The sequence below is a fragment of the Rhodospirillales bacterium genome (assembly GCA_016712595.1).
Lineage (GTDB): Bacteria > Pseudomonadota > Alphaproteobacteria > Rhodospirillales > Defluviicoccaceae > Defluviicoccus.
In genome coordinates this window covers 866883-886934 of record JADJQT010000002.1, presented here as the reverse complement: position 1 = coordinate 886934, position 20052 = coordinate 866883, and the positions used below count along the sequence as shown (strand labels likewise).

Below are 20052 nucleotides of genomic sequence, written 5' to 3'. Positions count from 1 at the left end.
GCAAGGGTGGCGGCCACTCATGAAGTGTCCTGCCGGAACGAGGGTTGCGGCGGCGGCCTCAGAAGGATGGCGAAGGTGATCATCGGGCCGCCGCAGCAGGGGCAGCGATCGAACGCGCTTGTAAGTTGCTTCTGCTCGGGTGGGACCTTGGTCTCGGGATCGACCGTCGGCGAGGCGGCCAGCAGCTCGCGGCGGAGCGCCAGCTTTGCTGCCTGTTGGTGATTGGCGAGGAAGCCGTAATGGCGGATGCGATGGAAGCCGTCCGGCAGGGCGTGGAGCAGGAAGCGGCGGATGAATTCATCGGCAGCGAGAACCATCAGCTTCGCCTTGCCGTGGTGGCGATAGTCCTTCCAGCGGAAGGCGACGTCGCTGCCCGTCACCTCGACCGAGCGCGAATTGGCGATGGCGACGCGGTGGGTGTAGCGACCGAGATAGGCCAGCACCTGTTCCGGGCCACCGAACGGCGGCTTCGCATAGACCACTCATTCGACGCGCCGCAGATCGCGGAGGCGACGAACGAAGCCGCAGTCGGCGCAGCTCTCGGCATGGCCGCCCAGCGCCGCCGTCCGGCACAGCGTGATGGCGCTGATCACCCGCCGTTCGACCCGGCCGAGGTGAGCGTGATGCATGCGCCGATAGGCCTCGCCGTGGCGGCGGAAGACATCCGCCACTTCCCATGTCGCCGCCATCGCGCGGCCGGATCAGGCGGGCGGCACGACCTCCAGCGTGAGGCGGTCGAGCGGGCTCTGCGTATGCCGGATCAGGCCGTTCGAGACCCGCGTGTAGCGCGCCGTGCTCGACAGGTTGGCATGGCCAAGCAGCACCTGGATGATGCGGGTGTCGGTGCCGTTCTCCAGCAGGTGGGTGGCGAAGCTGTGCCGCAGCGTGTGCACCGTCACCCGCTTCGCAAGTCCGGCCGCGGCGCAGGCGGAGCGGCAGGCCGCGTGCAGCACTTGACGTCGACCGGCTTCGTCTCATCGCGGCCGGGGAACAGCCAGTGGCTGGGCCGGGCCAGACGCCAGTAGGTGCGCAGGATGCCCAGAAGCTGGGCCGACAGCATGACGGTGCGGTCCTTGCCGCCCTTGCCATGCTCGACCCGGATCACCATCCGCGCGCTGTCGATATCAGCAAGCTTCAGACCGACCGCCTCGGACGCCCGCAGCCCCGCCGCATAGGCCGTCGTCAACGCCACGCGGGTCTTCAGGCTCGGCACCGCCTCGAGAAAGCGCACCACTTCATCGGCATTCAGCACCACCGGCAGCGTGCGCGGCTCGCGTGCATAAGGGATGCGCTCCGGGATCTCACCGTGCCCCAGCGTGACGCCGTAGAAGAACCGCAGCGCACACACCGTCTGGTTCAGCGCCGGCCACGAAATGCCGGTCGACACCAGATGGACCTGGAACGCCCGCACGTTCTCCAGGCCAAGCTGGTCCGGCGAGCGACCAAAGTGGCCGCTGAACTTGCTGACCGCGTGAAGATAGGATCGTTGCGTCGCCAATGACAGATTGCGGACGGTCATGTCCTCGACCATGCGGCGGCGCAGAGGGCTCATCTCGGCCATCGCGGTGCTCCTGTCTGAGGATCGGGCTTCAACACGCCGTAATCCTCCCAGACGGGAGCCGCCCCCGCTAACCGATCACCCCACTCCCACGACACCGGGTTCGTTCAATCCCTCCACGGAATTGGTGTGGACCGTGCCGCGCGCATATTCGCACCGGGCATGCTGCACCGTATCGTGCGTGGCGAAGCTCTGGCCGACGGCGACAAAGGTGCTCCACGCGTCGCTCATCAGATGGGTCGCGGCCACGTTGACCTCCTTCTCGAGGACTCGTTCGGCCTCGATGGCAGAGAGATCGACCACCACCGCGGCCCGGGCGCCACCCGCGACCGTTCCAATCACCGCGTCATGTGGCCGCTCGACCACCGCGAGGACGGGCGTCCTGGCCGTCGGCTTCTGGCCTTTCCGGCCGCGGCCAACCGGCGGTGCGTCGCGCTGCTTGCGGGGCCGTCCGCCAAGATAGAAGTCATCGATCTCGGCCGTTCCCTCCAGCGGAGTCTCGCGCGCCATCATCAGACGCAGCGCATGGCCCATGCGCCATGCCGTGGGCTGGCTGACCTCGAGGGCCTCGGCCAGGCGCACCGATGACAGCCCCTTATCCGATTGCAGGGTCAGCCAGAGGGCTTTCAGCCAGGTGCTGAGCGGCAGCTTGGTCGAATGCAGCGGTGTCCGTGTCATCACCGTGAACTGGAACCGGCAACTGCCGTTCGAGCACTGGTAGAGACCCGGCCGCGCCCGCCAATTCCCCATATCGCGCCCAGCGAGCGCAATCGAGCGTCGATAGCCACACGCCGGATAGACCCGCCCGGGTCGGCCAGACCATGCTTTCCATCAGCCGGCGGCAGCGCTCGTCGTCGTTGAACGCTCGCACCATGTCATCGACCGTCTTGATTTCAGCCAGCGTCGACCGAACCGATTCCGACATTGCACCACCTCGATCTCGCGAGGCCCCCGAATCGCACGAAGACTCCCTAAATCAAAGAACATCGCTGCGTTTCACTTATAAACGCGGGCATCGTTAAAGATCAGGCGGCGGTCAGGGCGGCAATCGTCTCCCCATGGTCCAATGGACATACCGAAGGTCAAATCACCAAACTCAAACTCGTCAAACGCCAGATGTACGGTAGAGGAAAAATCGACTTGCTTCAGGCCAGCGTCATCGGTCACCAATAGGCGCAATCACCACAAAAATTGCGTCAGAGCCAAATTTGAACGCCGATCACCCAGAATATCTGGTCCTTATTCCATGCCGTTTCATAAACAAGTGTCGCAACTACTTCAATGCCACAGGATACGGACACGAATGAACACCCGATGCTCTAGCCGGCCGTTGCACGACGTTTTGACGTTAGAGACTCCATTTCGATGAAGATGTGCTTGATATCGGGGTGGTCGCGACGGATGGCCTTTTCGATCCGGTCGATGGCTGCACTCAGCTCAAAGACCGATAAGCCATCGCGGAAGCGGATGTCGAGGTTGAGCAGAATCTCGTGCGGACCAAAATGCATCGACAGCGCGCGGACGGCCTCGCGGACCGCCGGATCGGCTTCGATGAGCGATCGTATCGCCGCCAGCTTTTCCGGCACGACGGCTTCGCCAACCAATAACCCCTTGCTCTCGTAAGCAAGGACGGCGGCAACCGTCGCCAGCAGGACGCCGATGGCCAGCGACGCACTGCCGTCGAGATAGGGGTTGTGCAGCCAGTGGCCGAGGGCGACACCCAGGAATGCGATCACCAGGCCGATGATCGCGGCGCTGTCCTCGAGCAGCACCGTCATCAGCGACGGATCCTTGCTGGCGTGCAGCGATCCGAAGAACCCGCGGTGCCGCTTCGTGCGACGAAACGCGCGATAGGCAACGCTCCAACTGAAGCCCTCGAAGAGAAGCGCAATGACGATGACGATATAGTTCCAGATGGCATTGCCTAGCGGGGCAGGATTGAGAATGTGGGTGATGCCCTCGTAGAAAGACATCCCGCCACCGACCGCGAAAATCAGGATCGCGGTGATCAGAGTCCAGAAATACAGCTCCTTGCCGTATCCGAAGGGATGCGTTGCATCCGGAGCGCGGCGGCTCTGGCGCATGCCGAGCAGCAGAATGGCTTGGTTGCCGGTATCGACGACAGAGTGAATCCCTTCGGAGATCATCGCCGAACTGCCGGTGAAGGCGGCAGCCACGAACTTGCTGGCGGCGATGGCGGCGTTGCCCATTAATGCTGCGATGACTGCTTTCCGGGACTCTGCCGCCATCTCGTGCTCCCTGCATTTGCCGCTCTGCAGGGCGAACCGGCAAATCCCGCCAAAGTTCCGGCGCTTTCGCGCCAATTGTGGATACCCAGCCATATGGACCAGCCACATGTATATGTCCGCGCGTAATGCACTGTAGTGCATGAGATGGCATGGAACGCTCGTCGCAGACCTCCGTTGTTCTCTCCGTTGCTACGAAAGGTGAGATGCGATGAACAGCCCGTCGACGATCGTGATCACTGGGGCTTCGGCTGGGGTCGGCCGTGCCACCGCCGTGGCGTTCGCGAAGAGGGGTGCGCGCGTCGGACTGATCGCGCGGCAGGCCGACGCCCTGGTGGCGACGGTCGAAGACGTGACCCGCGCCGGTGGAACGGGATTGGCTTTGCCCCTCGACTTGGCTGATGCCGATGCCGTGCGCGCAGCGACCGAGCGGGTGGAAGAAGAGCTGGGACCGATCGATCTGTGGATCAACGCCGCCATGCTCACCGTGTTCTCGCCGATCCGGGACTTGCGCGCGCAGGAGATTCGACGGGTGACAGACGTCACCTACCTCGGCTCGGTCAACGGGATTCTCGCTGCCCTCGCGCACATGCGCCCGCGCGATCGCGGCACGATCCTGCAGGTCGGCTCGGCGCTGGCGTATCGTGGCATCCCACTGCAGTCGGCGTACTGCGGTGCCAAGTTTGCCATTCGCGGTTTTCTTGGCTCGCTGCACTCGGAGTTGAAGTCCGAAGGCAGCGCCATCCGTGTGTGCATGGTGGAACTCCCGGCGGTCAATACGCCGCAGTTCGAGTGGGCACGCGCACACGTTCCGAGTGAGCCGCGTCCGGTGGCACCGGTGTTCCAGCCGGAGGCGGTTGCCGATGCGCTGGTCAGTGCCGCGCTCGATCCCCGCCGCGAGTACTGGCTCGGCTGGTCCTCGATAAAGACGATCGTGGGCGCGCAACTGATGCCGGAGTATCTGGACGCTTACCTCGCCCGACACGTCATTTCCGGTCAGCAATCCAAACGTCCCATCCTGCCCGGACGGATCGACAATCTGGAAGCGCCGGCACCGGAAGAGATGCATCGCGCCCGCGGCCGGTTCGACGAGGAGGCGGGGTCGAGCCTGGTGATGGTCGATCCGACGAACGTTCGCCGCGCTGTCATCGGCGCCAGTGTCGCGCTCGCCGCCGGGATTGGTGCGGCGATCGCAGTTGCCACACGCGGACGTCACGGAAGCGGCCATCCATCCCGCCGCCGGCTCGAGCGCCAGAATGTGGTGTGAGCAGGCGCTCACGACGATGCATCGGCCCGAAGCTTCCATCGACCTTATCGAAGCGGCGGCGTTCACGATCCCGACCGACGCGCCCGAATCCGACGGTACGATCGAATGGACCGAAGCGACCATCGTTTTGGCGATGGCGCACGGTGCCGGCAACGTGGGGTACGGGTATTCGTACGCGGACCGGACGGCGGCACACCTGATCGCGGAGAAACTCGCGCCCATCGTCTGCGGTCGTGACGCCTTCGCGACGAGGGGGCGTGGGACGCCATGTTCCGGTCCGTCCGCAACGTTGGCCGGCCGGGGATCGCAGCCTGCGCGATCTCGGCTGTCGACATCGCGGTGTGGGACCTGAAGGCCAAGCTTCTAAATCAGCCGCTGGCGAACCTCATCGGCTGCGTGCGGCCCGCCATCTCCGTGTATGGAAGCGGTGGTTTTACCTCCTATTCAGACGAGCGTCTCGCGCGCCAGCTATCCGGCTGGGCCGAGGCCGGCATCTCGCAGGTGAAGATGAAGGTCGGGCGGGAACCGTGCCGTGACCCGGATCGGGTGCTGAGCGCACGAGAGGCGATTGGCGAGAGCGTTGGACTTTTTGTCGATGCGAAAGGCGCCTACCGCCTCAAGCAGGCGCTGCGTCTGGCCGAACGCTTTGCCGAGCACGACGTCTTATGGTTTGAGGAGCCGGTCTCGTCCGACAATTTGTCGGGTCTTGCGCTGATGATCGAGCGTGCGCCTCCGTGCATGGAGATTGCGGCCGGTGAATACGGTTACGATCCCATGTATTTCCAACGCATGCTGGCGGCGCGCGCGGTCGATGTACTGCAGGCTGACGCAACCCGCTGTGGCGGCATTACCGGCTTCCTCATCGTCTGCGCGCTCGGCGACGCTTGGGATATATCGCTATCGGCACACACGGCGCCAACGCTGCACGGGCACCTCGGCTGCGCCTGCGCGCGGGTACGCAACGTTGAATACTTCCACGATCACGCCCGCATCGAACCGATGCTGTTCGAGGGCGCGCTCGCACCCCGCGGCGGAACAATCTCACCCGACCTCACCCGAGCCGGGCTGGGACTGGACCTCAAGCGGGCGGACGCCGCATGCTTCGCTGCGTGAAAAAGAGACTGACGATGAGCAAGCATCCGATCGGAAAGCGGCGGTGGGTCATCGCCGAAGGCTACATTCCCAGCTGCAGCACTGGCGACGGACGCGCCTTCGAGAGCCACGAGACCGCCTGCTTTCTGAACGCCGGCGGTGACGATGCGCGGGTCAAAATCACCGTTTACTTTGCCGATCGCGACCCGGTCGGTCCCTACCGGGTCGTCGTTCCGGCACGCCGCACCTTGCACCTGCGTTTCAACGACCTCACTGATCCATCTCCCGTGCCGCGCGACACGGACTATGCCTCGGTGATCGAGTCCGATGTTCCGGTCGTCGTCCAGCACACACGGCTCGATACCCGACAGGAGGCGTTGGCGCTGATCTCGACGATCGCATTCGCAATTGAATAGAGGCAGTCGCCGCAGGGGCTCAGCCGCCCAGAACCTCACCCACCCGCCCGCCGCTGGGCAGGTCCGGTGCGACCATGTGTCAGGTTGTGGGCACAGTTGATCAGGGCGACATGGGAAAACGCCTGTGGGAAGTTGCCAACGAGGCGCTTCTTGACCGGATCATACTCCTCCGATAACAAGCCGACGTCGTTGCAAACGCCCAAGAGCCGCTCGAACAACTGCTCGGCCTCGTCGTTGCGCCCGGCCAGCGCGAGATTATCGACCAGCCAGAAGCTGCACGGCAGAAAGGCGGCCTCACCCGGCGGGAGTCCATCCACACTGGGATCGGCGGTGTAGCGCTGAATAAATCCGTCGCTCTTCAGATGGCGCTGAATCGCCTCGACGGTTCCGGCCACGCGCTGGTCTGTCGCGGGCAGGAAGCCGACCAACGGCATCAGCAGCAGAGCGGCATCAAGAGTGGTCCCGCCGTAGAATTGGGTAAATGCACCGACCTTACGATTGAAACCGTTGGTGAGAACGTCGTTGCAGATCGTCTTGCGCACCTGACGCCAGTCGTCGAGCGGCGCATCCCAGCCGAAGTGCTCGGCATCCTTAATCGCGCGGTCGAAGGCCACCCACGTCATCATTTTCGAATGCGTGAAGTGCCGGCGGGGTCCCCGCACTTCCCAGATCCCCTCATCGGGTTGCGCCCACGCCTGTCCGAGGAATTTGAGCATCGCCCGCTGCACACGCCAGCCTTCCGGGCGGAACGACAGCCCATGCGTCCGCGCGGCGTGCAGGGCATCCATGATCTCCCCGTAGATGTCGAGCTGACGCTGCGTATGTGCGGCGTTGCCCACGCGCACCGGCCGGCTGCCCTCGTATCCCGACAGCCAGTCCAGCTGCGATTCCTCGATGCGACGCTCACCGGCGATGCCATACGCGACCTGCACGCGAGACGGCTCACCAGCCACCGCCCGCAGCAGCCAGTCGCGCCACGCCGCTGCTTCGTCTTCATACCCAGAAGCAACGAACGCCAGCAGGGTGAAGGTAGCGTCACGCACCCAGCAATACCGATAGTCCCAATTGCGCGTTCCGCCGAGGGCTTCCGGCAGAGAGGTCGTCGGCGCAGCGACGATGCCGCCGGTCGGTAAGTGTGTCAGTGCCTTCAGGGTCAGGAGCGAGCGCACCATCTGATCGCGCCACGGGCCCTCATAGCTGCACCCATCAGCCCAGCGGTGCCACCACGCCTCCGTCTGGCGCAACGCCATCTCCGGTTCGATTGGGGACGGGAGCGAGCGATAGGACGGATGCCACGTCAATACAAACGGAACGCGATCACCCTCGTGAACAGTGAATTCTGCGATCGTGCTGTGGTCTTCTCCGTGGGTCCGCACGGGCGTCCGCAGAGACAGCCCATCCGGCCCGGCGACGGCACGCAGCTGTCCATCCTCCTTTCTGACCCACGGGATGATCCGACCGTAGTCGAAGCGGAAACGTAGGGCCGTCTTCATCGGTACTGTACCGTTTCGACCGCAGACAATCCTGACGACGTCGGCGCGGCCGCAGTTGTCGGTCAGCGCCATAAAGTCGAGCAGCGAAACGACTCCGTCAGCCGTTTCGAATTCTGTCTCCACAACCATCGTGTGCTCGCGATATCGACGGCGCGAGGCCCGGACTTCACCGCATGGCGAAAGCGACCACGCGCCGTTCTCGTCATTGCCGACGAGCGCCGCGAAGCATGCGGGCGAGTCGAACCGCGGCAAACAGAGCCAGTCGATTGATCCGTTACGCCCGACCAGCGCCCCTGTGTGCATGTCACCGATCAGCGCGTAATCTTCGATAGGTAGTGCCATTGTTCCGCCGAGATGCTGAGGGTGATAGTAGGTCCGACCTACGGAACCGCGACGCCGTTCCATGCGAATTTGCAACGGCCTGTTAATCGACGAAGACTGCTTTTCCTGGGGCTGCCACAGATCTGCCTCGCCAAGCGTCGTCGAAATCCGGCTGGGAATGCCGCGGCCAGGCAAAGCGGAGACCAGGGCGCAGCCCTACATTGCTTCCTTCACTCCCTTGCGGATCAGCCACCAGTTGACTGGATAGCTGGTCGCGAGCCCCCACAACATGGCGATCTGCATCGCCAACCAGAATTCCACGGAATTGACCGTCAACCCGATGCCAAGAAAGCGGGGGAATATGGAGAAATGGGCGAACGCCATGAAACCATACATTCCGATCTGCCAGGCGGTCAGGGAAGCGGTATCCGCCTTCACCGCCTCGACCAGGGCCCGTCCGGCGGACAGTTCGCGCATTGGCTTGATGGTGAAATACTGGAACGCAATCCCGAACGTGAAGGCGAGCACGTAATCGAGGATCCATACCGCGAACATCTTCGTTTCGAACAGCCAGCGCCAGCCGAACCAAACCGCGACGACGGGTGCCAGGAAGGCGAGCCATTCCGCGACAATGTCTCCGAGGGTGCAGCCACTGCCGCAGTGCAATGTCCCCTTTCCCACCTTGACCGGAAATGAGGATCGATCCTGATTCCGCGCGTGATGATGGCCGCTGTCGCCGCCCGGCCCCTGGTGAGTCATCCCGTGATGATTCGGGGCGTCATGCTTCGGAGTGGCACGGCCGTACCTAAAATAGGCCCAAAGGGTGAAGACGGTGCCGAACAGTGCCGTGAGCGGCCAGACCGCGTTCATGATCCACATCATCTGCGGGCGTTTGATTTCGTCCACCGCAATGATCAGCGCCGATGCCGCCCCGATCGCAATCGACAGCATGGCGGCATCATGTAGCCAAGCAAAAGCGGTCATTCCATTCCGCTCCCCGTATTGGTCCTCGTTCGGGCAATCCCTTCGGGAACGGCCTGCGCGGCAGCGGGTTCCCCCCTTTGATCTGAAGCGATCCTGCTGGAGCGTTCGCGCGCCGCAACGGCACTTCGTGAACGCGCCGGGCGTTCCGCCAAAACGACCGGGAGATCGAGATGTCGGTTTTTGAGTTGATCACCGTCCTGCTCGCTCTGACGGCGACGTTCGGCTGGATCAACCATCGGTTCATCGGCCTGCCGCACGCGATCGGCCTGCTGTTGATCGGGCTGGTCGCCTCGTTGGCCTTCTCGGCGGTCGAGGCCTACGACGCCGACATCAAGGCCTACGAAGAGCTGACCGGCCTCGTCCGGCAGGTTCACTTCCAGCAGGCGCTCCTCGAAGGGATGCTCGGTTTTCTGCTGTTCGCGGGCGCACTGCACGTCAACTTCTCCACGCTGAAAAGGCGTTCAGCCTCGGTCGGCCTGATGGCGACGCTGGGCGTGCTCATCTCGACGGTGGTCGTCGGTTATGGTCTGTGGTGGCTCGCCCGCGCGCTCGGCACGCCCCTTCCTCTTTCCTGGGCTTTGGTGTTCGGCGCGTTGATCAGCCCGACGGACCCGGTCGCCGTGCTCGGCACCCTGAAACAGGTCCGGGTTCCCGAAGTCCTCGAGACCGACATGGCGGGTGAGTCGCTGTTCAACGACGGCGTCGGCGTCGTCATCTTCGCCGTGCTTCTGGCTCTCGCTGCTGGCGGTGAGGGGAAGGGGGTCAGCGTCATGTGTGTTGCCGAGATGTTCTTCTACGAGGCATTGGGCGGTGCGATTCTGGGGTTCGCCAGCGGCTATGTTGCCTATCGGGCGATGCGGGCGATCGACGATTTCCCTGTCGAGATCCTGATTTCGCTGGCGCTGGTCACCGGCAGCTACGCGCTCGCCAGCCGCCTGCACATGAGCGGGCCGATCTCGGTCGTCGTCGCCGGTCTGCTGATCGGCCACCGCGGGCCGCAGGACGCACTGAGCGATGAAACGCAGCGCTACCTGTTCGCCTTCTGGACGGTTGTCGACGAGATTCTCAACTCGGTGCTGTTCCTGCTAATCGGCCTGGAAGTGCTGGTACTCGGTTTCGACGCCGCCTTCACCTGGCTGATTGCGCTCGCCATTCCTCTGGTGCTGGCCGGCAGAACCCTGGCGGTATCGATCCCGTTCCTGATCCTCCGTACATGGCACCGGTTCGCCCCCGGCACGGTCCCCGTGCTGATCTGGGGCGGTCTTCGGGGCGGCATCTCGGTGGCGCTGGCGCTGTCCATGCCGGATTCCGCAAGCAAGCCGCTGATCCTTGCGATCACCTATTCCGTCGTTCTGTTCAGCATCCTTGTTCAGGGCCTGTCGCTGGGTCGGGTGGTGCGCCGCCTCGTCCAGCGTGAGCAAGCGCGCTGCTGATCTCAACTCACAGAGAATAAGCCTCGCGCGGAGCGCAGAACCAGCGGCTCATGGTTACCAGCCTCACAGCGCTCTGCGTTAGTCGTCTCCCCTGGTAATAATTTTCATCGTTTTCCGCAGGTCGGTCGGATAGGGGCCGCCGGTGATCGCGGATAAAGGCGATCCGGACGCAGTAGTTGGGACCGTGTCCTCTATGTAAATCCGGGAGCATGCCGCTGTTTCCTGCCAGCCTGTGTCAGTCCCTCCCCAAGCCAGAGAAAATCGCACAAACTTCGGAATACGAGGTGCGTCAGCCGCTTGCCGAGAGTAACTCTCCTCATTCACTGAAGGACTACCCTGAAAATCGGAACGATCGTGGCTGGCTAACGTTGGACGGAGCAGGTGTTTGACTGGCGTTTGACGAGGCGTTCACTGTGACGAGCTGAGCGCAGACGGTCTGAGCGCGGGGTTTGCGCCGCATACAACTTTGAACTGGAGGAGGGAGTCATGAGCCAGACTGTCGGCGATTTTCTGCTTCAGCGCGTTGCCGATTGGGGCATCCGCCGCGTCCACGGTTACCCGGGCGACGGGATCAGTGGCTTGATGGGCGCCATGGGGCGAATGGAAGACCGTTTTGACTACATTCGGGTTCACCACGAAGAGATGTCGGCCTTCATGGCCGGCGGGCACGCCAAATTCACCGGCGAAGTCGGCCTTTGTCTCGCCACCTCCGGGCCGGGGACAATCCATCTCTTGAACGGCCTCTATGACGCGAAGATGGACCATGTTCCCGTTGTCGCGATCGTGGGGCAGCAGGCATCCTCGTCGCTCGGCAGCGATTATCAGCAGGAAGTCGATCTGCATAATCTGTTCAAAGACGTCGCGGCATCATACGTCGAAACCATCGTGAACCAGGCGCAGGTTCGTCACGTGGTCGACCGGGCCATCCGCATCGCCGCCGCCGAACGCACGGTCACCTGCATCATTGTTCCTAACGACGTTCAGGAGATGGGCGCGATTGAAAGCCCGCCGCGGACTCATGGCAATGTCTATTCCGGCGTCGGTTATGCGGACCCCCATCCCACGCCGACCGACGATGACCTGGCGCGTGCCGCGGCAGTGCTGAATGAGGGAAGCAGCGTCGCCATTCTCGCCGGCGCCGGAGCACTGCATGCGACCGACGAAGTCGTCGCCGTCGCCGAGGCGCTCGGCGCGGGCGTCGCCAAGGCGTTGCTCGGCAAGGCCGCAGTGCCGGACGATCTGCCCTTTGTCACCGGTTCGATCGGGCTCCTGGGCACGCGCCCGAGCTGGGAGATGATGCGAGACTGCGACACGCTGCTGCTGGTCGGCACGACCTTTCCTTACGCAGAGTTCCTGCCGAAAGAGGGTCAGGCGCGCGCCGTCCAGATCGATATTCAGCCCCGCAACTTTAATCTGCGCTACCCCACCGAGGTCAACCTCGTTGGCGACAGCGCGGAGACCCTCAGGCGCTTGATCCCGCTCCTCAAAGCCAAAGGCGATGGGAAATGGCGATCGACGATCGAGGACAATGTCGCGTCGTGGTGGCGCGAGGTCGAAGCCAAGGCGATGGAACCTGCAAACCCCATCAATCCACAGCGGATCTTTTGGGAGCTGTCGTCGATTCTGCCCGACGACGCGATCGTGTGTGGCGACTCCGGCTCGCACACCAACTGGTATGCGCGTAACATCAAGATGCGCCGGGGCATGATGGGCTCGCTCTCTGGCAAGCTCGCGACCATGGGCAGCGGCGTGCCATATGCCTTCGCCGCCAAAATGGCATATCCCGACCGGCCGGTCATCGCCATCTCCGGCGAAGTGCGATTCGATGCCGGTAGCCGCGCCCACGGTGCCCCGTTGCTGCCACGCGGCGGCGGCACGAGCCTCGCCGGTCAGTGCTGCAATACGGCCGTTGTCGTCGACATGTCCAAATATCTCAACGAGATTACTGAAATCCGGCCGGAGGCGAAGTTGGCGCGCGTGCAGCCGGGCTGCGTTCTCGATGATTTGCGCCAGTCCGCCGAGCGTCATCACCTGACGTTTGGCCCTGATCCGGCCACCCACGCCCACAACACGCTGGGTGGAATGATCGGCAACAACTCCTGTGGCGTCCATTCGGTGATGGCGGGGCGAACCGCCGACAACGTGCGCCGGCTGGAGGTGCTGACCTACGATGGCCACCGGATGTGGGTCGGGGCGACCGCGGACGACGAACTGCAGGCGATCATTCGCGATGGCGGTCGCCGCGGCGAAATCCACGCGAAACTCAAGGCGTTGCGCGATCGATACGCCGACCTGATCCGGGCCCGCTACCCGCGGATACCCCGTCGAGTCTCGGGCTACAATTTCGACGAACTGCTCCCCGAGAGGAGCTTCAACGTCGCCCGAGAAGGTCGGAGCCTACTTGCGCGAGTTCCGCGCCCTTCTCCAGCGTTACGAGTACGGGTGCGCGCTCTTTGGCCATTTCGGCGATGGTTGCATCCACGTCCGCATCGATTTCGATCTGTCCAGCAACGACGGCATCCGGCGCTGGCGGCGCTTCCTGGATGACGCGTCCGACCTGGTGCTCTCTTACCGGGGTTCGTTCTCCAAAGAGCATGGCGATGGACAGATCCGGGCCTATCTGCTGCCGAAGATGTACGGCCCGGAGCTGATCGAGGCGTTCCGTGAGTTCAAGTCGATCTGGGATCCCGACGGGAAGATGAACCCGGGCAAGGTCGTCAACCCCCTGTCCATGGACGCAAACCTGCGCGCCGGCCCCGATTTCCCCCCCCCCAGCCGTGGAGACCGCCTTCACCTATCGCAAGGAAAGGGATTTTGTCGGTGCCGCCAGTCGTTGCGTCGGCGTCGGCAAGTGCCGAAATCGCTCCGGGAAGGTCATGTGCCCGAGCTATCGCGGCACTCTCGAGGAAAAGTATTCAACCCGCGGCCGAGCGCGACTGCTGTTCGAGATGCTGACGGGCGATCCTCTATCGGATCTCGAGCAGATATCCCAGCTCAGCGACCGTCATCCCGTGCACCTTGCCGAAGTCTTGAGGATGGCGCCGCAAGCTGGACGTGCCGCTGGTCACAACGGCGTGGATTCCACGGAGAGCGACCTGAAGTCGTTGCTGATTGAAGATGCCCTCGACTCCAAACTTGCCGATCGTGCCACGCGCGTTTGGCGCGATATGTGAAAGAGCGTCCAAGCGGACCCCTTGCCAAAACAGAGTCAACGTGTTGAAATTTTGGCAGAAACGATCAGGTGGGGGGGGGCGATCGGCGCAAATCGGGATCCCACCCCAAACGAAACTCGCGCAATTATGTCAATGGGTTGAGGCTAGTGAGGGCGAGGCCCTACGTCGGTGCTGCTTCACAGCGTGAACGGCTCCGGCGTGACAGGGTGGCTCCCCGGCGACAACCCAGGCACGGCGCAGAGCGTCGGCGCGCGATCGGCCAGGGAGACGGGAGATAAAAACCGTTGCCGAGCAGTTCGTGGAAATTCTCGCCGCAGCAGGCGTCCGGCGGATATACGGGATCGTCGGTGACAGCCTCAACGGCCTGACCGACGCCATTCGCCGCCAGGGCCAGATCGACTGGGTACATGTCAGACACGAAGAGGTCGCCGCGTTCGCGGCCGGGGCCGAGGCCCATCTGACGGGGGCGCTGGCGGCCTGTGCCGGGAGTTGCGGGCCGGGCAATCTGCATCTGATCAACGGGCTGTTCGACTGTCACCGCTCGCGCGTGCCCGTGCTTGCCATCGCCGCCCATATTCCGTCGGCTGAGATCGGCAGCGGCTACTTCCAGGACACCCATCCGCAGACGCTCTTCCAGGAATGCAGCCACTATTGCGAGCTCGTCGCCGGTGCCAACCAGATGCCCCGCGCCATCGAGATCGCCATCCGTACCGCCGTCGGCGAGCGCGGTGTGTCGGTGCTGGTGCTGCCCGGCGACGTGGCACTGCAGGCGGCCGTCGAGGCGCCGCCCACCAAGGCCGAGGGGCTGCCGCCGGCACCGGACGTCGCACCGCGGCGAGGCGATCTCGAACGCCTTGCGGCACTGCTTAACGGCGAGGCCCGGGTGACTATCTTGTGCGGCTCCGGGTGCGAAGGTGCGCACGACGCGCTTCTCGTTCTGGGCGAGCGCCTCAAGGCGCCGATGGTGCACGCGCTCCGCGGCAAGGAGCATGTCGAGTGGGAGAACCCCTACGACGTCGGCATGACCGGACTGATCGGCTTCTCGTCCGGCTATTACGCGATGCGCGACTGCGACGTCCTGCTGATGCTCGGCACCGACTTTCCCTATCGTCAGTTCTATCCCGACGGACCGAACGTTCGCATCGCGCAGGTGGACATCCGGGCGGAGAACATTGGCCGGCGGGTTCCCGTCGATCTCGGCGTCGCCGGCGACGTCCGGGCGACGCTCGCGGCACTGCTCCCGCTACTCGACGAAAAACGCGACGGCGCGCATCTCGCCCAGGCGCAGGACCACTATGCCAAAGCGCGCAAGGGGCTCGACGATCTCGCCGTAGCCACCCGCGGCAAGGGGGTGATCCACCCGCAGCAGATCGCCAAGGCGGTCAGCGACCGCGCGGCGGAAGACGCCATCTTCACCTGCGACGTCGGGCTTCCGACAGTGTGGGCGGCGCGCTACCTTGCGATGAACGGAAAGCGGCGACTCGTCGGCTCGTTCTGGCACGGCTCGATGGCCAACGCCATGGCGCAGGCGATCGGCGCCCAGGCAGCGTTTCCCGGCCGGCAGGTCATTTCCCTATCCGGCGACGGCGGTTTCACCATGCTGATGGGCGACTTCCTCACCCTCGCCCAGCACCGCCTTCCGGTGAAGGTGGTGGTGTTCAACAACGGCGCGCTCGGGTTCATCGAGCTCGAGCAGAAATCGACCGGATTTCTCGATTTCGGCACGGAACTGCAAAATCCGAACTTCGCGGCGATGGCCGAAGCCATCGGCATCCGCGGTATCCGGCTCGAAGACCCCGCCGACGTGGACGACGGGATAACCGCTGCCCTTGCCCACGAGGGGCCGGTACTCATCGATGCGGTGGTGAACCGGACGGAACTGGTCATGCCGCCGTCGATCACGCTCGAGATGGCCAAGGGCTTTACGCTCTACATGGTAAAGGCGGTGATCGGCGGCAGAACCGACGAAGTGATCGACCTCGCCCGAACCAATCTGTGGCGTTAGGAGGCTCGTTTCCGATGCGATCAGGAACAGCCAATCTGCAACGAAGGTGTTGGCGTTCGGGGCTTGCCCGCGGGCTCGCCGTTTGCAGCGCGTTGCTCGTCGTCTCGTGTCAGCCGGCCGGCATCCTCGATCCCCGAGGACCGATCGCCGCGGCGGAGCGCCTGATCTTGATCAACGCCACGGCGATCATGCTTGTCGTCGTTGCGCCGGTGATCCTCGCGACCTTGGTGTTCGCCTGGTGGTACCGATCATCCAATCCGCGTGCCGAGCGCAGCCCCGAGATGTCCTACGAGGGACGGTTGGAGTTCGTCGTCTGGTCGATCCCGGCGCTGATCGTGACCTTGCTCGGCGGGGTGATCTGGATCGGCTCGCACGATCTCGATCCGCGGGCACCCATTCCCGCGAACGCCCCGCCGTTGCGGGTCGACGTCGTCTCGCTCGACTGGAAATGGCTGTTCATCTACCCGGACGAGGGCGTGGCCACCGTCAACACGCTGGTCGTTCCGGCGGGAACTCCGGTTTCGTTCCGGCTCACTTCGGCGACGGTGATGAACTCATTCTTCGTCCCGCAACTCGGCAGCCAGATCTACACGATGGGCGGGATGACCACGCACCTCGCCCTGCTCGCTGACGAACCGGGTGAATACCCCGGTTTCTCGGCGAATTTCAGCGGCGACGGATTTGCCGAGATGAGGTTCGTCATCAAGGCGGTCCCGGCCGGCGAATTCGACCGCTGGCTCGCGCAGGTGCGCGATACGGGTGGCGCGCTCGGCGATGCCGTCTACACGGAACTGGCGAAGCCGAGCAAAGCCGTGCCGGCAATGACCTACCGCTCGGTCGCACCGAACCTGTTCGAGCGGATCGTCGACCAGACGGCGGGCACCAGCGAGACGGCCGGTGCCGGGGAGGCGTGGTGTCGGGCGGTACCACAGGCAGGAGGTTGAGATGCTGGGACGGCTGAGCTGGGCGGCAATTCCGTTCGACGAGCCGCTGCCGCTGATCAGCGCGGCGGTGGTCGCCCTCGTCATTCTTGTCGTGCTCGGGATCATCACGGTGAAGGGCTGGTGGCCTTACCTCTGGTGCGAGTGGATCACCAGCGTCGATCACAAGCGTATCGGCGTCATGTACGTCTTCCTCGGGCTGGTCATGCTGCTGCGCGGCTTCGCCGATGCGATCATGATGCGCACCCAGCAGGCGCTGGCCGTCGGCGAGGCGCAAGGCTACCTGCCCCCCAGCCACTACGACCAGATCTTCTCCGCGCACGGCACGATCATGATCTTCTTCGTGGCGATGCCGCTGGTCGTCGGCCTGATGAATGTCGTCGTGCCGTTGCAGCTCGGCGTGCGCGACGTCGCCTTTCCCGTGCTCAACTCGATCAGCTTCTGGCTCACCGCCTCGGGAGCCCTGCTGATCAACGCCTCGCTCGTCATCGGCAATTTCGCGCGCACCGGCTGGATGGGCTATCCGCCGCTCTCGGGGCTCGCTTTCTCACCGGATGTGGGCGTCGACTACTACCTCTGGTCATTGCAGATCTCGGGCATCGGCACGTTGCTGACCGGCGTCAATTTCGTCACCACGATCCTCAAGCTCCGCGCGCCCGGCATGACATACATGCGCATGCCGGTGTTCTGCTGGACCGCGTTCGCCTCCAACCTCTTGATCGTCGCCGCGTTTCCGATCCTGACCGCGACGTTCGTGATGCTGTTGCTCGACCGCTACCTCGGCATGCACTTCTTTACCAACGATGCCGGCGGCAATCAGATGATGTATGTTAATCTGTTCTGGGCCTGGGGCCATCCGGAAGTCTACATCCTCATCTTGCCGGCATTCGGCGTCTACTCAGAAGTGGTCGCGACATTCTCCGGAAAATCTCTGTTCAGTTACCGCTCGATGGTTCTCGCCACCTTGGGCATCTGCATCCTCTCCTTTACGGTCTGGCTGCACCACTTCTTCACGATGGGAGCGGGGGCCGACGTGAATGCGTTCTTCGGCATCATGTCGTCGATCATCGCCGTGCCGACCGGCGTCAAGGTCTTCAACTGGCTGTTCACGATGTTTCGCGGGCGGGTCGTGTTCAGCACGCCGATGCTGTTTGCCATCGGCTTCATGGTCACGTTTGTCATCGGCGGGCTGACCGGGGTTCTCCTCGCTGTTCCACCGATCGATTTCGTCCTGCACAACAGCACCTTCCTGGTTGCCCATTTCCACAATGTCATCATCGGCGGCGTCATCTTCGCCGGCATCGCGGGCTACAATTACTGGTTCCCCAAGGTGTTCGGTTTCACCCTCGACGCGCGGTTCGGCAAAGCCAGCTTCTGGTGCTGGCTCGTCGGCTTCTATCTCGCCTTCACCCCGCTCTATGTCCTGGGCCTGATGGGGATGACCCGGCGCCTGCAGCACATTCCCGAGCCGGGCTGGCAGCCACTGCTGCTGGTCGCCGAGTGTGGTGCCATCGTCATTTTCTGCGGCATTCTCTGCCAGATCGCCCAACTCGCTGTCAGCATCCGCACGCGCGAGCGTCGCCGCGATATGACCGGCGATCCCTGGAACGGCCGAACTCTGGAGTGGGCGACCACCTCGCCTCCGCCGGCGTACAACTTCGCGGTGTTGCCCAGAGTCGAGGCAATCGACGCCTTCTGGGAGATGAAGCGGCGCGGGCTCCGCCCAACCGAGGCGCCTCGCTACGAAAGCATCGAGATGCCCTGCAACAGTCCGGTCGGTTTCATCCTCGCGTTCTTCGCGGTGGTGACCGGCTTCGCCCTGATCTGGCATATCTGGGCGCTGGTGATCTTCGGCCTTCTCGCCACCGCGGTCACGCTTCTCGTGTTCGGCTGGTCCGACCACCGGGAGCATGAAATCCCGGCGTCCGAAGTCGCGGATATGGAACAGGCCCGCTCGGGCCTCGGGCGGTCAGCATGACGACAGCGGCACTCGATACCGTCGGCGCCGTCTCCGCCGAGCACGGAGGGGGATTTGGTCACCGGCCGGGCGATGGGCCGGCCCCGACCCGCATCGTCGTCGCCTACGGGTTCTGGATCTTTATCCTCAGTGACATCGTCATGTTCTCGGCGCTGTTCGCAGCGTACGCGGTCCTGTCGGGCAACACCGCCGGCGGACCCGCCGGAAGCGAGCTGTTCAATCTTCGCAACGTCTTTATCGAGACGATGTGCCTGCTGTTCTCAAGCTATACGTGCGGGCTCGGGGCGTTGTCCGCCGAACGACGGCAGACGTCGCGCTTCCTCCTATTTGCCGCCCTCACGTTCGTCCTCGGCGGGGCCTTTCTCTTCATCGAGATTTCCGAATTCGGCGGGATGGTGGGCGCGGGCGCCGTACCATCGCGCAGCGCCTTCCTTTCTGCCTTCTTCACCCTCGTCGGCACCCACGGCGCGCATGTCACCCTCGGCCTCGTCTGGCTCGTTTATCTGGTGGCCCAGGTCGTCGCCAAGGGCCTGCGACCTGCCGTGCTGCGTCGCCTGCTATGCTTCAGCCTGTTCTGGCACGCGCTCGACATCGTCTGGATCGGAGTGATGACGCTGGTTTACCTGATGGGAGCCCGGTGATGAGCGACGACGATCATTTGCTTTACGACCGGACGCCGGGGGTCGAGCAGAACGAGGCCGGTGCCGGCGTTCTTTCGTACAGCGTGGGGCTCGGCCTCGCGATCCTCGCGACGATCGCTTCGTTCGTCGTTTCGCAGACTGACCTTTTGTGGGCACCGGGCATTGCGGTGGGGCTGATCGTCCTCGCCTTCGCGCAGATCGGCGTTCACCTCGTCTTCTTCCTGCACCTGGGTAGCGGGCCCGATCACACGAACAATATTCTGGCGCTGGCCTTCGGCCTGCTCATTGTCTTTCTCGTCATCACCGGCTCCTGCTGGATCATCGCCAATCTCAACGCCAACATGATGCCCGCTCCGATGCATTGAATGCAGGTCTCCAAAGCGACGATGTTCCGCCTTCACTTTATGGGAGTAGATTTTCGTCTCGCTAGAGCGATTTCACGATGACTGTCGATATCCGCAATTGGTGATGTAGTTTGTGCATTCCCTGGGGGGTCATTGTCAC

At 63.5% G+C, this 20052-nt stretch carries 14 protein-coding genes and 4 pseudogenes; 12 read left to right on the top strand and 6 right to left on the bottom strand.

The features are described 5' to 3' along the window. Positions 1-155: 155 nt before the first annotated feature. From IPK66_15915 to IPK66_15905, 3 genes and pseudogenes are all read right to left on the bottom strand, one after another. Positions 156-689, bottom strand: a pseudogene (locus IPK66_15915) (transposase). 12 nt (positions 690-701) lie between these two features. Further along, positions 702-1561: pseudogene (locus IPK66_15910) on the bottom strand (site-specific integrase). A 75-nt stretch (positions 1562-1636) separates the two neighbouring features. Further along, positions 1637-2236, bottom strand: a complete 600-nt coding sequence (locus IPK66_15905; protein ID MBK8176678.1) for an IS1595 family transposase — start codon at positions 2234-2236, stop codon at positions 1637-1639. 333 nt (positions 2237-2569) lie between these two features. On the opposite strand from IPK66_15905, the pseudogene IPK66_15900 reads away from it, so the two are divergent. After that, positions 2570-2731: pseudogene (locus IPK66_15900) on the top strand (transposase). 146 nt (positions 2732-2877) lie between these two features. Here IPK66_15900 and IPK66_15895 read toward each other — a convergent pair. Next, entirely contained in the window at positions 2878-3807 is a 930-nt protein-coding gene (locus IPK66_15895) for a cation transporter (GenBank protein ID MBK8176677.1), read from the bottom strand. A 208-nt stretch (positions 3808-4015) separates the two neighbouring features. Here IPK66_15895 and IPK66_15890 point away from each other — a divergent pair, with 208 nt between their 5' ends. The 3 genes and pseudogenes from IPK66_15890 (at position 4016) to IPK66_15880 (ending at position 6579) form a co-directional block, all read left to right on the top strand. After that, complete coding sequence (locus tag IPK66_15890; GenBank protein ID MBK8176676.1) at positions 4016-5071, top strand: SDR family oxidoreductase; 1056 nt, start codon at positions 4016-4018, stop codon at positions 5069-5071. A gap of 16 nt (positions 5072-5087) precedes the next feature. Then, positions 5088-6184: pseudogene (locus tag IPK66_15885) on the top strand (mandelate racemase). Between the two features lie 14 nt (positions 6185-6198). Continuing rightward, positions 6199-6579 carry a sensory rhodopsin transducer gene (locus IPK66_15880; protein ID MBK8176675.1) on the top strand — a complete coding sequence of 127 codons (381 nt, stop codon included), beginning with the start codon at positions 6199-6201 and terminating at the stop codon, positions 6577-6579. Between the two features lie 35 nt (positions 6580-6614). On the opposite strand, the gene IPK66_15875 is transcribed toward IPK66_15880, so the two are convergent. Together IPK66_15875 and IPK66_15870 are read right to left on the bottom strand one after the other, a co-directional pair. Then, the gene (locus IPK66_15875; GenBank protein ID MBK8176674.1) at positions 6615-8414 is read right to left on the bottom strand and encodes a glycoside hydrolase family 15 protein; all 1800 of its coding nucleotides are present in this window, start codon (positions 8412-8414) and stop codon (positions 6615-6617) included. Positions 8415-8609: 195 nt separating this feature from the next. Beyond that, a complete protein-coding gene (locus tag IPK66_15870) occupies positions 8610-9377 on the bottom strand; it encodes a DUF4396 domain-containing protein (protein ID MBK8176673.1) in 768 nt (255 codons plus the stop codon). Between the two features lie 170 nt (positions 9378-9547). Here IPK66_15870 and IPK66_15865 point away from each other — a divergent pair, with 170 nt between their 5' ends. The 8 genes from IPK66_15865 to cyoD all read left to right on the top strand — a co-directional run bounded on the left by IPK66_15865 (position 9548) and on the right by cyoD (position 19913). After that, positions 9548-10810: a sodium:proton antiporter gene (locus tag IPK66_15865; protein MBK8176672.1), complete on the top strand. Its 1263-nt coding sequence runs from the start codon at positions 9548-9550 to the stop codon at positions 10808-10810. 486 nt (positions 10811-11296) lie between these two features. Further along, positions 11297-13357: a thiamine pyrophosphate-requiring protein gene (locus tag IPK66_15860; protein ID MBK8176671.1), complete on the top strand. Its 2061-nt coding sequence runs from the start codon at positions 11297-11299 to the stop codon at positions 13355-13357. Positions 13358-13587: 230 nt separating this feature from the next. Next, positions 13588-13983 (top strand): hypothetical protein, encoded by a 396-nt coding sequence (locus tag IPK66_15855; GenBank protein ID MBK8176670.1) that lies wholly within the window; start codon positions 13588-13590, stop codon positions 13981-13983. Positions 13984-14257: 274 nt separating this feature from the next. Further along, a complete protein-coding gene (poxB, locus tag IPK66_15850; GenBank protein ID MBK8176669.1) occupies positions 14258-15988 on the top strand; it encodes a ubiquinone-dependent pyruvate dehydrogenase in 1731 nt (576 codons plus the stop codon). Positions 15989-16002: 14 nt separating this feature from the next. Next, positions 16003-16932: a ubiquinol oxidase subunit II gene (cyoA, locus tag IPK66_15845; protein ID MBK8176668.1), complete on the top strand. Its 930-nt coding sequence runs from the start codon at positions 16003-16005 to the stop codon at positions 16930-16932. Between the two features lies 1 nt (position 16933). After that, complete coding sequence (cyoB, locus tag IPK66_15840; GenBank protein MBK8176667.1) at positions 16934-18907, top strand: cytochrome o ubiquinol oxidase subunit I; 1974 nt, start codon at positions 16934-16936, stop codon at positions 18905-18907. Then, positions 18904-19548, top strand: a complete 645-nt coding sequence (gene cyoC / locus IPK66_15835; GenBank protein ID MBK8176666.1) for a cytochrome o ubiquinol oxidase subunit III — start codon at positions 18904-18906, stop codon at positions 19546-19548. The genes cyoB and cyoC overlap by 4 nt, the downstream gene beginning before the upstream one ends. After that, positions 19548-19913 (top strand): cytochrome o ubiquinol oxidase subunit IV, encoded by a 366-nt coding sequence (cyoD, locus tag IPK66_15830; protein ID MBK8176665.1) that lies wholly within the window; start codon positions 19548-19550, stop codon positions 19911-19913. Before cyoC ends, cyoD begins: the two co-directional genes overlap by 1 nt. Positions 19914-20052: the final 139 nt, after the last annotated feature.

Excerpts from the sequence above, each read along its gene's own strand:
- IPK66_15905 (MBK8176678.1), bottom strand. The coding sequence starts at position 2,236 with ATGACACGGACACCGCTGCATTCGACCAAGCTGCCGCTCAGCACCTGG.
- cyoB (MBK8176667.1), top strand. The coding sequence starts at position 16,934 with ATGCTGGGACGGCTGAGCTGGGCGGCAATTCCGTTCGACGAGCCGCTG.
- IPK66_15890 (MBK8176676.1), top strand. The coding sequence starts at position 4,016 with ATGAACAGCCCGTCGACGATCGTGATCACTGGGGCTTCGGCTGGGGTC.
- IPK66_15860 (MBK8176671.1), top strand. The coding sequence starts at position 11,297 with ATGAGCCAGACTGTCGGCGATTTTCTGCTTCAGCGCGTTGCCGATTGG.
- IPK66_15895 (MBK8176677.1), bottom strand. The coding sequence starts at position 3,807 with ATGGCGGCAGAGTCCCGGAAAGCAGTCATCGCAGCATTAATGGGCAAC.
- cyoD (MBK8176665.1), top strand. The coding sequence starts at position 19,548 with ATGAGCGACGACGATCATTTGCTTTACGACCGGACGCCGGGGGTCGAG.
- IPK66_15875 (MBK8176674.1), bottom strand. The coding sequence starts at position 8,414 with ATGGCACTACCTATCGAAGATTACGCGCTGATCGGTGACATGCACACA.
- cyoA (MBK8176668.1), top strand. The coding sequence starts at position 16,003 with ATGCGATCAGGAACAGCCAATCTGCAACGAAGGTGTTGGCGTTCGGGG.
- cyoC (MBK8176666.1), top strand. The coding sequence starts at position 18,904 with ATGACGACAGCGGCACTCGATACCGTCGGCGCCGTCTCCGCCGAGCAC.
- IPK66_15880 (MBK8176675.1), top strand. The coding sequence starts at position 6,199 with ATGAGCAAGCATCCGATCGGAAAGCGGCGGTGGGTCATCGCCGAAGGC.
- IPK66_15865 (MBK8176672.1), top strand. The coding sequence starts at position 9,548 with ATGTCGGTTTTTGAGTTGATCACCGTCCTGCTCGCTCTGACGGCGACG.
- IPK66_15870 (MBK8176673.1), bottom strand. The coding sequence starts at position 9,377 with ATGACCGCTTTTGCTTGGCTACATGATGCCGCCATGCTGTCGATTGCG.